11 protein-coding genes are annotated in these 13,585 nt (G+C 59.3%); all 11 read left to right on the top strand.

Features of this window, described 5'->3' with window-relative positions; genetic code table 11:
• Positions 1–42 precede the first annotated feature (42 nt).
• The 11 genes from SM764_RS04815 (at position 43) to SM764_RS04865 (ending at position 13,268) form a co-directional block, all read left to right on the top strand.
• Positions 43–537, top strand: coding sequence for a TRAP transporter small permease (locus SM764_RS04815; RefSeq protein WP_274831695.1), 495 nt, complete (start codon positions 43–45; stop codon positions 535–537).
• Positions 537–1,808, top strand: a complete 1,272-nt coding sequence (locus SM764_RS04820; protein WP_369001174.1) for a TRAP transporter large permease — start codon at positions 537–539, stop codon at positions 1,806–1,808. The genes SM764_RS04815 and SM764_RS04820 overlap by 1 nt, the downstream gene beginning before the upstream one ends.
• A gap of 5 nt (positions 1,809–1,813) precedes the next feature.
• Positions 1,814–2,707, top strand: coding sequence for an isocitrate lyase/PEP mutase family protein (locus SM764_RS04825; RefSeq protein ID WP_369001175.1), 894 nt, complete (start codon positions 1,814–1,816; stop codon positions 2,705–2,707).
• Between the two features lie 100 nt (positions 2,708–2,807).
• Positions 2,808–4,430, top strand: a complete 1,623-nt coding sequence (locus SM764_RS04830) for a GMC family oxidoreductase (RefSeq protein ID WP_369001176.1) — start codon at positions 2,808–2,810, stop codon at positions 4,428–4,430.
• A 21-nt stretch (positions 4,431–4,451) separates the two neighbouring features.
• On the top strand, positions 4,452–6,071 hold the full coding sequence (locus tag SM764_RS04835; protein WP_369001177.1) for a long-chain-fatty-acid--CoA ligase: 1,620 nt from the start codon (positions 4,452–4,454) through the stop codon (positions 6,069–6,071).
• Positions 6,072–6,303: 232 nt separating this feature from the next.
• A complete protein-coding gene (locus SM764_RS04840) occupies positions 6,304–7,140 on the top strand; it encodes an OmpA/MotB family protein (protein ID WP_065272117.1) in 837 nt (278 codons plus the stop codon).
• A gap of 122 nt (positions 7,141–7,262) precedes the next feature.
• Complete coding sequence (locus tag SM764_RS04845) at positions 7,263–8,567, top strand: flagellar hook protein FlgE (protein ID WP_369001178.1); 1,305 nt, start codon at positions 7,263–7,265, stop codon at positions 8,565–8,567.
• A 45-nt stretch (positions 8,568–8,612) separates the two neighbouring features.
• Positions 8,613–10,058 (top strand): flagellar hook-associated protein FlgK, encoded by a 1,446-nt coding sequence (flgK, locus tag SM764_RS04850; RefSeq protein WP_369001179.1) that lies wholly within the window; start codon positions 8,613–8,615, stop codon positions 10,056–10,058.
• Positions 10,059–10,061: 3 nt separating this feature from the next.
• Positions 10,062–11,066, top strand: a complete 1,005-nt coding sequence (locus SM764_RS04855) for a flagellin (RefSeq protein ID WP_065272120.1) — start codon at positions 10,062–10,064, stop codon at positions 11,064–11,066.
• Positions 11,066–12,169, top strand: a complete 1,104-nt coding sequence (locus SM764_RS04860) for a flagellar basal body P-ring protein FlgI (RefSeq protein ID WP_065272121.1) — start codon at positions 11,066–11,068, stop codon at positions 12,167–12,169. Before SM764_RS04855 ends, SM764_RS04860 begins: the two co-directional genes overlap by 1 nt.
• A 106-nt stretch (positions 12,170–12,275) precedes the next feature.
• On the top strand, positions 12,276–13,268 hold the full coding sequence (locus SM764_RS04865; RefSeq protein ID WP_369001180.1) for a hypothetical protein: 993 nt from the start codon (positions 12,276–12,278) through the stop codon (positions 13,266–13,268).
• The last annotated feature ends 317 nt before the right edge of the window (positions 13,269–13,585 follow it).

Below are 13,585 nucleotides of genomic sequence, written 5' to 3' on the forward strand. Positions count from 1 at the left end.
GCCGCATCCGGGGCCGGTCCATCTTATTCTTCGGGAAATTCCATGCACGTTTTTGCCAGGTTCGTGACCGCGCTGGCCCTTGTGGCGGCGGTCCTCTTTGTTCTTGCGGGGGTCATGCTGACCTATGAGGTCATGGCCCGCTATTTCTTTGTCCGCCCCACCATCTGGGCGGCGGAGCTGAGCCAGTTCTGCCTGATCTGGGGATCGCTGATCGCGGCGCCCTGGTGCCTGCGCGAACGGCGCCATATCCGCATCACGGCGGTGATCTCCGGATTGCCGCGTGGTCCCAGGATCGGTGCGGATGTTTTTGCCATGGCGGTGGTGGCGGTGTTCTCCGCTGTCGTGCTGGTCTACGGATATGAGATTTTCCACGACAGTTTCATGCGCGGGCGCACCACCGGCACCATGCTGGACATGCCCATGTGGTACGTCGAACTGTCGCTGCCCTTCGGCTTTGCGGTGCTGCTGCTGCAATCCGTGATCGAGGTCTGGCGCGCGGCGCAGGGGCATATCGCGGCTGAAGGAGAGCATGAATAATGACGGTTTTCCTGATCCTTTTCGCCCTGTTCGCGCTGCTGCTTGTTGGTGTGCCGGTTGCCTTTGCGCTTGGTGGGCTCGGGCTGTCGATGCTGATCCTTGGCGGGTTTTCTCCGCTGATGGCGCCGCAGGCGATCCTCTCCACTCTGGATGGCTTCATTCTGCTGGCGGTGCCGCTGTTCCTGTTGATGTCCAATGTGCTGCTGAAAGGCGGCGTTGGGCGTGATCTATATGCCGCCGTGCAGGCCTGGGTCGGCCACTGGCCTGGTGGGTTGGCCGTGGCGACGGTGATTTCCTGCGGGTTGTTCGCCGCGATCTCCGGCTCTTCGGTGGCGACGGCCGCTACCATTGGCACCGTTGCCATCCCGGAAATGATTAACCGCGGCTACGAGCGGCGCTTTGTCTACGGGTTGTTGGCCGCTGGCGGCACACTGGGGATCCTGATCCCGCCGTCGATCCCGATGATCATCTACGGTTTCGTCACCGAGGAATCGGTGATTGCCCTGTTCCTGGCCGGTGTCGGCCCCGGTCTGGCGCTGCTGGTGCTGTTTGCGGGCTATTCGATGATCTATGCCTCGATGAAGGGCATGGGCCGCAGTAAAAAGGCGACCGGCGCCGAACGCCGCCGCGCCACCCTGCGGGCGCTGCCGTCGATTGCGTTGGCCACCGTGGTTGTGGCGGGCATCTATTCCGGTGCCTTTACCCCGACCGAGGCCGCGGCCATCGGATTTGCCTTTGCCGTGGTCATCACCGCGTTGGTCCTGCGTACGCTGACCTGGAAAGCCTTCTGGGAGGCGGCGGTGGACAGCATGGCGACCACGGTCGCGATCCTGCTGATCATCGCGGGTGCCAAGGTGTTCGGAAAGGCGATCACCCTGTATCGCATCCCGCAGGAAATCAGCGCCTTCATCTCGGACGCGGTGTCCAGCCCGGTGATGTTCGTGCTGCTGGTGGCCGGTATCCTCGTGGTGATGGGTCTGGTACTGGAGGCGCTGTCGATGGTGCTGATCATGACCCCGGTGCTGCTGCCTGCTGCCATGGGGCTGGGCTTTGATCCGATCTGGTTCGGCGTCTTCATGGTGGTCATGGTCGAGGCGGCCCTGATCACGCCGCCGGTGGGGCTGAACCTTTACGTGATCCAGGCCGTGGCGCGGGCCACGCTTGGCGATGTGGCGCGTGGGGCGATCCCCTTCCTGCTCCTGATGTTCTTCTGTGTGGTGCTGCTCTATCTGGTGCCCGACCTTGCCCTTTATATCCCCTTCAAATTGTGAGTGACATGACGACACCTGCTGACCGCCTGCGCGCGCTTCTTGCGCAGCCCCGCCTTCACACCATGCCCTGCGCCTATGATGCGCTGTCTGCCAAGCTGATCGAACAGGCCGGGTTCGATCTGACCTTCATGACCGGGTTTGGCGCCTCTGCCTCGCGGATCGGGGCGCCGGATCTGGGCCTTATGAGCTATGGTGAGGTGCTGGATCAGGCCCGCAATATAGCGGGTGCCATCACCATGCCGCTGATTGCCGACGGGGACACCGGTTATGGCAATGCGATGAACGTGCGCCGCACGGTACAGGGGATGGCGAATGCGGGCTGCGCCGCCGTGATGATCGAGGATCAGCTGGCGCCGAAACGCTGCGGTCACACACCGGGCAAGGCCGTGGTGGGCCGCGAGGAAGCCTTTGACCGCATCCGCGCCGCTGTGGATGCGCGCAACGAGGGACAGGACATCCTGATCCTCGCGCGCACCGATGCCCGTCATGATCACGGGCTGAATGAGGCGCTGACCCGCGCGCAGAAGTTCCGTGAGCTGGGCGCCGATATCATCTTTGTCGAGGCGCCCCGGTCCGAGGCGGAGATGCGCGAGGTCTGCGCGGCAACGGATGCGCCCAATATGGCCAATATCGTCGAAGGTGGCGAAACCCCCGACCTGCCGCCCGAGGCGCTGGAGGAGATTGGATACCGTATTGCGGCCTACCCGTTGTCGCTGATGGCCTCGGCGATGCAGGCAATGATGCAGACGCTGGCCGAGATGAAAGTGGGTCAGCCACGTAGCAACCTGATGGATTTCATGGAGCTGCGCCGCCGGATCGGATTTGACGACTATTATGAAGCCTCGGAGCGCTATGCGACTTCGGCCCGTCCGGTAACCGGCGCGCGCGAGGGCAGCTAAGCCGGGATCCGCGCAATCATGGTTTACGCACAGTAAACGTGGACAGGATACCCCTTCCTGCGCTCACCTTGGAACAGGATGCAGCCTTGGGAGGGGAGCGATGCAGTTCGACTATGTGATTGTGGGGGGCGGTTCAGCAGGGTCAACTCTGGCCTCAAGGCTCAGCGAGGATCCGAACACCAGCGTCTGCCTGCTGGAGGCAGGCGGGCGCGGTGACAGCATTCTGGTACGCGCACCGGCGGCGGTGGTTGCCATGTTGCCGGGCCGTCCCAAGATCAACAACTGGGCGTTTGAGACTGTGCCGCAGCCGGGGCTGAACGGGCGCAAGGGATACCAGCCGCGCGGTAAGGCGCTGGGCGGCTCCAGCGCGATCAACGCCATGCTCTATGTCCGCGGTCATGCGGGTGACTATGATGAATGGGCAGCGCTGGGCTGTGATGGTTGGGGCTGGAGTGACGTGCTGCCCTATTTCCAGCGCGCCGAAAACAACGAAGCTGGCAGCGATGCGGTGCATGGCGGTGATGGCCCCCTGCAGGTCAGTCACCAGAAATCCCCGCGCCCCATCACACGCGCCTTTGTCGAGGCGGGCAAGGCGCTGCAGATCCGCGAGACGGCGGATTTCAATACTGGAGATAATGAAGGCATCGGCCTTTATCAGGTGACGCAGTTCCACGCGGCGGAGAAGAATGGCGAGCGTTGCTCGGCCGCGGCAGCCTATCTGCACCCGGTGATGGATCGCGCGAACCTGACGGTGATCACCGGTGCCCACGCCACCAAGGTGCTGTTTCAGGGCAAGCGCGCCACCGGCGTTGCGTACCGGAAAGGTGGGCAGGATCTGACGGTCAACGCCGGGCGCGAGGTGATCCTCTGCGGTGGCGCCTTCAATTCACCGCAGCTTTTGCAGCTGTCGGGGGTGGGGCGCGCTGAGGATATCACGCCGCATGGGATTGGTATGGTGCACGAGTTGCCCGGCGTCGGGCAGAACCTGCAGGATCATCTCGATTTCACCCTCGCCTACAAAAGCAAGGACCGGGACAATTTCGGGATCTCTTTGCCGGGCAGCGTCAGCCTGCTGAAGCACATCAACGACTGGCGCAAGACGGGCAAGGGGATGCTGGCGACTCCCTTTGCCGAAGGGGCGGCGTTTCTGAAAACCGATCCGACACTGGAGCGCGCCGATGTGCAGCTGCATTTCGTCATTTCCATCGTCGATGACCACGCCCGCAAGCTGCACCTGGGCCATGGCTTCAGCTGTCACATCTGTGTGTTGCGACCGAAATCGCGTGGCTCGGTCGGGCTGACCTCGGGCGATCCGATGGCGCCGCCGCGGATCGATCCGCAGTTCCTGTCCGATCCCGAGGATCTGACCACCCTGATCAGGGGCGTGCGCAAGACCCGGCAGATCATGCAGACGCCACCCTTGCAGGGCTACATCCACAAGGAGCTGTTCATCGAAGGTGAGCCGGATGACGCAGCGTTGGAGCAGCACATCCGGGCGCGGTCGGATACGATCTATCATCCGGTGGGTACCTGCAGGATGGGGCAGGACGAAATGGCGGTCGTCGATCCGGAATTGAAAGTGCGCGGCATGGAGGGCCTGCGCGTTGTGGATGCATCGGTCATGCCGCGGCTGATCGGGGGCAACACCAACGCACCGACCATCATGATCGCAGAAAAAGCCGCGGATCTGATCCGCAACCGGGCGGCTCTGGCCGCCGAGTGAATTTTGGAGGAGCAAGGCAAAATGCTTGGCAAGATGATGCACAAACCGCTGACGATCAGCTCGTTGATCGAACATGCGGGCCGGTACCACGGCAACACCACCGTGACTTCGGTCGAAACCTCGGGCGAGGTCGTGCATTCCAACTGGGGTGAGATCGAGGCGAATGCCCGCAAACTGTCCGCCGCGCTGAAGCGTCTTGGCATCAAGGCAGGAGAGCGCTGCGGCACCATCGCCTGGAACAACCGCCGCCATCTGGAAATCTATTTCGGTGTCTCCGGTGGCGGGATGATCTGTCACACGATCAACCCGCGCCTGAAGCCGGAACAGCTGATTTATATTATCAACCACGCAGAGGATCAGGTGCTGTTCATTGACGCCACCTTTGTGTCTGCGGTGGGCAAGCTGAAAGAGCACCTGAAAACGCTGAAGCACATCGTGCTGATGGGCCCGCGGGATGAGGCGGCCGCCGAGGCCGTGCCAGGCATCCTGTTCTATGACGAACTGCTGGCCGCCGAAGGCGATGACAACAGTTGGCCCGACCTGGATGAAAACACGCCGTCGAGCCTGTGCTATACCTCTGGCACCACCGGCAACCCCAAGGGCGTGCAATATACCCACCGCACCACGGTTCTGCACTCGATGGGCGGCAACCAGCCGGACGGGCTGGCGATCTCGGCGCGCGATACGGTTATGGCGGTGGTGCCGATGTTCCACGTCAACGCCTGGGGTGTTCCCTACATTGCGGCCGCTGTCGGCGCCAAGCTGGTTCTGCCGGGGCCGCATCTTGATGGGGAAAGCCTGGTCAAGTTGATCGATGGCGAGCGGGTCACCCTTGCGCTGGGTGTGCCGACCATCTGGATGGGGCTGTTGCAGGCGCTGGAGAAGACCGGCAGCACGGCAGAAAGCCTGAAGCGTACAGTTGTTGGCGGCTCGGCCCTGCCGACGGTTATGATCCCGACCTTCCGCGACAAATACGGGGTGGAGTTGATCCATGCCTGGGGCATGACCGAAACCAGCCCGCTGGGTACGCTCAACAACCTTCTGCAGAAACACGACGACCTGAGCGTCGAGGAAAAGGGCAAGATCCGCGAAGGGCAGGGGCGTCCGCCCTATGGTGTCGAACTGCGCATCGTGGACGAGGCGGGCAAACGCCTGCCCGAGGATGGCGAGACCCAGGGCGAGTTGCAGATCCGTGGTCACTGGATCATCGATACCTACTTTGGCCATGACACCAGCGCGCTGACCATGGATGGCTGGTTCGATACCGGCGATGTCGCCACCATCGATGCCGATGGCTATATGATCATCCGCGACCGGTCCAAGGACATCATCAAGTCGGGCGGAGAGTGGATTTCGACGGTGGAGCTGGAAGACATCGCCATGTCCCACCCCAAGGTCGCCCAGGCGGCTGCCATCGCGGCCCGGCACCCCAAGTGGGATGAACGTCCGGTGGTGATTGCGGTGCGTTCCGACGAAAGTCTGACCGAAGAAGAGCTGTTGGCGCATTACGAAGGCAAGGTTGCAAGCTGGCAGATTCCGGACCGCGTGGTCTTTACCGATGATCTGCCGCTGGGCGGCACCGGCAAAGTGCTCAAGAACAAGCTGCGCGAATCATTCGGCGACATCCTTTTGGACGCTTGAAACGCCCTTCTGATCCCGCCCTTTTTGTGGCGGGGTCAGACCTCCGCCACACCTTCGCCACAAAGCTGCCACATCGTTGACTTGAGGTCGTCTCGGTTCACCCCTGAAAACCACATTTATGCCCTTAAATCATTTGTTTAGATGTCTTAATAGCAGCCAATTTTAGCTGTTAAGATCTGATTAACACACTGCCTGATACCCCGATTGTGGGTGAAAAAAAGTGGTGGTTGAAATGAGCGCTCAAAGCAATGTAGCTCCGATAATTATCAAGAAGAAAAAGTCAGGTGGTGGCGATGGTCATCACGGCGGTGCATGGAAGGTGGCCTACGCCGACTTCGTGACCGCGATGATGGCATTCTTCCTTCTGATGTGGCTCCTGAATGCGACCACTGAAAAGCAGCGCAAAGGTCTGGCTGACTATTTCTCGCCGTCCATTCCGCTCAGCCGGGTCTCCGGTGGCGGCAACGGCGCGTTCAGCGGGGACAGCATGTTCACCGAGGACGTCAAACCGCAAAGCGGCATTGGCGCGACGGACGAACACCCGACAAATGCGCGGCAGGCTCAAGGCGCGACCGGGCTGATGGATGCAAGCGAGCAGTCCGCCCAAGAGGAGGTTTTCCGGGTCGTCGAAGAGGAGCTGAAAGGGCTTGGCGGTGAAAGCATGGTCTCGACCGACCTGGCGCGCCATATCGTGACACGGGTCACCGACGAAGGTCTGATCATCGAATTGTTCGAAACCGAAGACGCAGCGCTGTTCGAAGATGGTACAGCAGAACCGACGCCCTTGTTCCGCGATCTGGTGCGCATGGTGGCCCGGGTCAGCGGTACGGTGGCCAACGGTATCGCCATTGGCGGGCACATCCGGTCCCAGCCTGTGGTGCTTGCCAAGAACCCGGTGTGGGAGTTGTCGCACGCCCGCGCTGATGCGGCCCGCCAGCTACTCGAATCGGGTGGTCTGAAATCTAGCCGAATCCATCGGATCACGGGCTATGCCGACCGTACTCTGGCCGTTGAAAACCCCATGCGGGTTCGCAACAACCGCGTCGAAATCACCCTTTTGCGCAAGTAAAACATGACAATTAACCACCACCGGGCGGCGACAGATAGATTGGATTTTATCTGTTAGCCGCCCGTTAAGTGCTCGTGCGCTAGCTATTGCATCAAGAATTTGAAGCAGCAGAAAGGCGTGCTATGACCATTTCTTCGTCGCTATATGCGGGTGTATCCGGGCTCGGCGCGAATGCCAGCCGACTGGCCTCCATCTCCGATAACATCGCGAACTCCTCTACCGCTGGCTACAAGCGCGTCCAGACGGATTTCCATTCGATCGTGGCGGGGTCCTCTGGCGGTGCCTATAGTGCGGGCGGTGTGCGGACCACCAATGTGCGTTTGGTTGATCAGCGCGGTCCCCTGGTGACGACAGATAATCCGACAGACCTGGCAGTGCGTGGCAGCGGCTTCCTGCCTGTGACGACCCTTTCGGAAATTGCAGCAGGCAATGGCGCACCGACGATGCGGCTGACGACTGCAGGGGCCTTCAGCATGAATTCCGATGGCTATCTCGCAACGGAATCGGGGCTGGCACTGCTTGGATGGCCGACAGATGCCGCGGGGAACACCTTGGCCGGCGCTGTCGACTCGAGCGATGGTCTGGAGCCGGTATATCTGAATAAGAACCAGTTGGTCGGCGAACCGACCACCTCAATGCAGATTGGTGCCAACTTGCCTGCGACAGCGACGGAGGCTGGCGCAACCTCAGGAGTTGAATCCCTGTCGATCGAGTATTTCGACAACCTTGGATCCTCGGAAAATCTGGATATCGAGTTCACTCCGACGGTGCCCGCGACCGGTAAATCCAACACATGGACGATGACCATTACCGACACTGCCAGCGGTGGCGCGGTTGTCGGTGAATATACCCTAGAGTTTGACGACAGCCGCACTGATGGTGGCAATCTGGCTTCGGTCACGTTGGGTTCGGCCGGCGGTGCCTATGATTCCTCGACCGGCAGTGTGATTGTTGATGTCGATGGCGGCCCGATCGAAATCAATATCGGCCTGATCGGCGAAAATGATGGTTTCACCCAAGTTTCCGATACCTTTGCACCCGCGACCATCACCAAGGATGGTGCGACTGCGGGCAACCTTCTGGGGGTTGATGTAGACACGTCGGGCTTTGTCCGGGCCAATTATAGCACTGGCGCCAGCCGCATCCTCTACAAGATCCCGCTGGTCGATATGCCTAACCCCAATGGTATGGTGTCGATGGACTATCAGACCTTCCTCCCGTCAGCAGATAGCGGTGCGTTCTTCCTGTGGAATGCGGGCGATGGACCCACCGGTGAAATTGCTGGCTTCACGCGTGAGGAATCTTCGACCGATGTGGCGGGTGAGCTGACCAACATGATCCAGACGCAGCGGGCCTATTCCTCGAACGCGAAGGTCATTCAGACCGTCGACGAGATGCTTCAGGAAACCACCAACATCAAGCGTTAAGGCGCTGATGCGCAATGACCCCGGCTTAGAAAGAGCAGGCTGATCATGTCTATCACAAGTGCAATTAACTCCGCGATGAGCGGATTGAATGCTGCGTCGCGATCTTCACAGATCGTGTCCGAGAACCTCGCCAACGCGCTGACCCCGGGTTACACGCGGCGGACACTGGATCTGAATGCGAATGCCTACTCTCCGGGGGTGAGAATCGGTGCGGTCCAGCGCATGGTCGATCCGGGGGTGGTCTCTGCGCGCCGCGATTCTGAGGCTGAATATGCCGTGGCTGAGGTCAACGCGACTTTTTACGCGCGGATGAGTAGCCTTGTCGGCAGCGTTGACGATGAATCTTCGATCGCATCGCAGATGGCCAACTTCGACGGCAGTCTGGTCGAGACGTTGTCTCGGCCCGACTCCACGCCGCGTTTGAACGATCTGGCGGTGAAGGCGGACCTTCTGGTCCGCTCGATCACCGACGCGGCTGACGGGCTCCGCGATATGCGGGTTCAGGCCGATACCTCGATCGGTATTCAGGTCGACAAGGTGAATTCCACCCTGAAGGAGCTTGAAAAGCTGAATGCCCGCGTTGTCGTGGCCAAAGCTGCGGGCGCCGACACCACGACATTGCTTGACCAACGCAGCATGCTGGTTGATGAAATCAACGCGATCATCCCGGTCAATGTTATCAACCGGGATGGTGGCAGGATCGCGCTCTATTCCTCCGGTGGCACTGCGCTCTTGGAGGGTAAAGCTTCTGAGCTCAGCTTCTCTCCCAAAAGTGACATGCTGCCTCATATGACCCAGGACAACGGGCTGTTGTCAGGGCTTGAGGTGAATGGCAAACCGATCAGCACAAGCGCAAACGGCCCCATCCGAGGCGGAACACTGGTTGCTCAGTTCCAGGTCCGTGACGTGCTGGCCGTGAAGGCGCAGGACGATCTTGATGCCTTTGCCCGCGATCTGATCGAACGGTTCCAGGATCCGGCACTCGATTCCACGATCGGCGCCACGGATGCGGGTATCTTCACTGATGGTGGCAACTTCTTCGATAGCGCCGACACGGTTGGGATTTCCGGCCGACTGGAGCTAAATGATCTGGTTGCCATGGATGGTCAGGCGGAAACCTGGCGTTTCCGGGACGGGCTTTACGCAGCCACGCAGGGTGATCCCGGTGACGGCAGTCTGATCAATGGCTACGCAGAGGCCCTGAAGGAAAACCGTTCTCTGAGTTCGACAGGTCTTGGCAGTGTCAGTGGCGATGCCTCGACGCTGAGTTCCGTCTTGCTGTCCCGGTTTGCCCGCGACGACAACAGCGCGTCGAACACGCTGACCTTTGCGGCAGCCAGCTATACCGAAATGGCCCAGACCGAGGCGAGCTTTGGTGTCGATACCGATGCCGAGCTGCAGAACCTGATGCTGTATGAAAAAGCCTATGGTGCAAATGCCAAGGTGTTGTCCGTCGTGGATGGCCTGCTGGAAACTATTCTGGGGATCTGATCAATGATTATTAAGTCCTATGGCGACATGGCGCAGCATATGTTCTTGCGTAACCGCAACGCCGAGCTGAAGCAGGATATCGAAAGGCTGGGGCAAGAGCTTGCCAGCGGGAAACTCTCTGATATTACCGCCAGGCTGGGTGGTGATTTCACGTATCTTTCCGATATCGAAACCAACCTGACCCGCCTGGAAAGCCATGTGATTGCCACCAACGAGGCAAAGCTTTTTGCAACGGGCATGCAGGGCAGCCTGGAACTGATTCAATCTTCGGCTCAGACCATGCGTGACAATTTGCTGGGCCTGACACCAACGCTCAAGCCTGACGATGCAGAGCGTTTCGGTGCGGAAGGACGGATCCAGCTGGATAATGCCATCAGCAAGCTGAATTCTTGGGCTGGTGGCCGCAGCCTGTTTGCCGGCACCGCCACCTCTACCTCGCCGCTGAATGATGCAGGTACGCTGATGACCGAACTGGTGTCCGAGGTTTCGGGGCTGACAAGCGCAACGGACATCGTGCAGGCGGTAAAGGATTGGTTCGCCGATCCGATGGGGTTTGACGATGCCATGTATGTGGGCTCCACCAAGGATCTGTCACCGGTCGAGGTCGCCGATGGGGAAACCGTATCGCTTGCGTTGCGCGCCGATGATCCTGCTTTGAAGCACCCGCTGCAAAGCTTTGCCATCGCGGCTCTGGTCAACGAAAGCGCGCTGGGGTTGAGCGACACCACCAAGGTTGAGCTTGCCAAGATGACTGGGACGGAACTGCTCAACAGCACCGAACAGCTCATCGATAAACAGGCTAGCATCGGCTTTATCGAAGGGCAGTTGGAGCGCGTGAGTACACGCAACACCGCGACCGAAACCAGCCTGAGCATCGCCAAAAACAACCTGATCAACGCGGACCCCTATGAAACGCATACACGCCTAGAAGAAGCTCAGCTGCAGCTGGAAAGCCTCTACTCGGTGACCTCGCGTAGTTCCCAACTGTCGCTGCTGAGGTACATGTAATGTTGAAATTTCTACGTCTCCTCATCGCCTGTCTGCTTCTGCCTGCGATGGCTCAGGCCAGCGCGATCCGGCTGAAGGATCTGGTGGAGTTTGATGGCGTGCGCGGCAATGATCTGGTTGGTTACGGCCTGGTTGTGGGGCTGGATGGCACCGGTGATGGTCTGCGCAATTCGCCTTTCACCGAAGAAATCATGTCGAACATTCTGGAGCGCCTGGGCGTTAACGTGACGGGCGAACAATTCCGTCCGAAGAACGTGGCCGCAGTGTTTGTGACGGCAACTTTGCCACCGTTTGCGCGGGTTGGCGGCAACGTCGATGTGACGGTTTCGGCCATTGGCGACTCCAAAAGCCTGATGGGCGGCACCCTGATCATGACGCCACTCAATGCGGCCGATGGTCAGATCTATGCCGTGGCCCAGGGGACCATCCTGGCCGGTGGCACCGTCGCCGAGGGGGAGGCCGCCAGTGTGACGCAGGGCGTGCCGACCGCTGGTGTGATCCCGGCAGGTGGCCGGGTTGAGCGGGAGATCGATTTCGATCTGTCCTCTCTTTCGTCGATGCGTCTGGCGCTGCGTGAACCGGATTTCACCACCGCAGGCCGGATCGAACGGGCCATTAACGCTGAATTCGGCCGCAGCGTTGCCCTGATGCGGGACTCTGGCACGGTTGAGGTAGATATTCAGCGCACCCGGGCGCGATCCACGGCCCATGCGGTCGGCCGGATCGAAAACATCCTTGTCGAGCCGCAGCGCAAGGCGCGTGTTGTCATTGATCAGGCTTCCGGCACCATTGTAATGGGCAGCGACGTGCGGATTTCGCGGGTGGCCGTGGCTCAAGGTAACCTGACCCTCCGGATAGAAGAAGCACCGCTTGTGGTACAGCCCAACCCGTTCGGAAATGGCGAATCGGTTGTCGTTCCGCGCACTGGTGCTGCCATCGAAGAGGAGGAGGGCATCCAACTGGCCGAGGTTCCGGAGAGCACGTCTCTGTCCGAGGTCGTTGCAGGGCTCAATGCGCTGGGTGTCTCTCCACGGGACATGATCGATATCCTGAAAAGCCTGAAAGCGGCGGGAGCTTTGCACGCGGAATTCGTTGTGCGCTGAAGCCAGCCAAAGCACATTACAAAAGCCCGGATCGCTTGCGCGGTCTGGGCTTTTCTTTGGCCAAGTATGCAAAGCGCGTTTTTCGGCTTTGAGCCCTTATCGCCCGATGCTGCATGACGTTCGAAGGTCGGGTATTTATCAAGAGGTGCGTTTCAGCGCTGCACGTTTTCTGCAAAACTTCTCCAAAGATAATTTGAAACAGTTGACTAAGAATTCGCCCAGTTACCATGTTGGCAGCCTGAGTGGGCAGGAGTTTGATTTGGGAGTTGTTCGCATATTTTTCTTGCTCGCTATAGCCGCAGCGGCCTGGACGGCCTGGACGATCAGTAATCGCGTCAATGATGAACGGAAACAAACGGAGTATATTGCGTTCTTGGCTTCGGACGCCCACGTAATAGTTGGCGAGCGTACTATACGAATTCCATATATAGCGCTCCCTGGTTATACAGCATCGAAGCAAAGTTTTAGCTTGGACCGCTCTGGGGACCGCGAGCGGTCCAAAGCTCGCCTGGAAGCCTTTCGAGAGGCAGCGGATCGTCGCGAAACCGCCCCGGAACTCGACAAGCTGGAAATCCGTGTGCGAGCTTTTGGGTGGAATGATTTTAATCCATCATTCAGTAATATTTGTAGTCAACTGACGACGCACTGGGCAAAGTCAGTTTGCGACGATCCCTGGGCCCCTCTCACTCAAGCCCTGCCGCGCAACCGGTTTTATCTCAGTGATGCTGAGGCACTGGCGGCATTTGACAATCACTGGACCGTCGGAAAAGAGCGCGTCGGCGACCAACTTCGGGCGATGGAGATTCATCGAAAAACCGCTTCGATTGAATGCGATGGCACCGCCACTAATTCGGGAACAAGATTCTGCACGGCTGCGATGCGCATAGACAGCCGTCTAATCGCTGTCTGGACGGTCTGGAGCAGTCTCGAAGAAACGCCCTTACAAATGGCAGAAAGAGAAAGCCTGGCTATCCAATCGTTCATCGAATACGCAATCTCTCCCAATGAAAACTTCGAAACCTTATTATCGCGGGTCTGCGAACTCAGAGCTCCCGGAAGCGTTGATCATCCCAATCGCCCGAAGTCAGGTTGCAACTGAATAAAAAAATCTCGATGCTCAATCAATATTCTGAGTGTCAGGCCTGAACGGGACATTCCAAATCTAGGGAGCACGGCAGTTTCTCTAATCGGACGTTTTGGCCAAGGTCAATATGGCGTGCCCAAGCAGCGTGCATCTACTGCTTCAGGACCAGTAGCCAAGCCGCAGCAAAAGCTGCCATCCGCCCGCGTCACTTCAACGGCGGCAACGTCCGCACAATAAACCTACATGTTTTGTAGACCCTGCTTCGTTGCTTGTGGCTGATGCACGTGGTGAGGAATGCGCATCGTTTCGCAAGCAGACACGGAGCAGTTTCA

Origin of the sequence: Pseudophaeobacter sp. 1A16562, from assembly GCF_041008785.1 — a bacterium.
Classification (GTDB): domain Bacteria; phylum Pseudomonadota; class Alphaproteobacteria; order Rhodobacterales; family Rhodobacteraceae; genus Phycobacter; species Phycobacter gallaeciensis_A.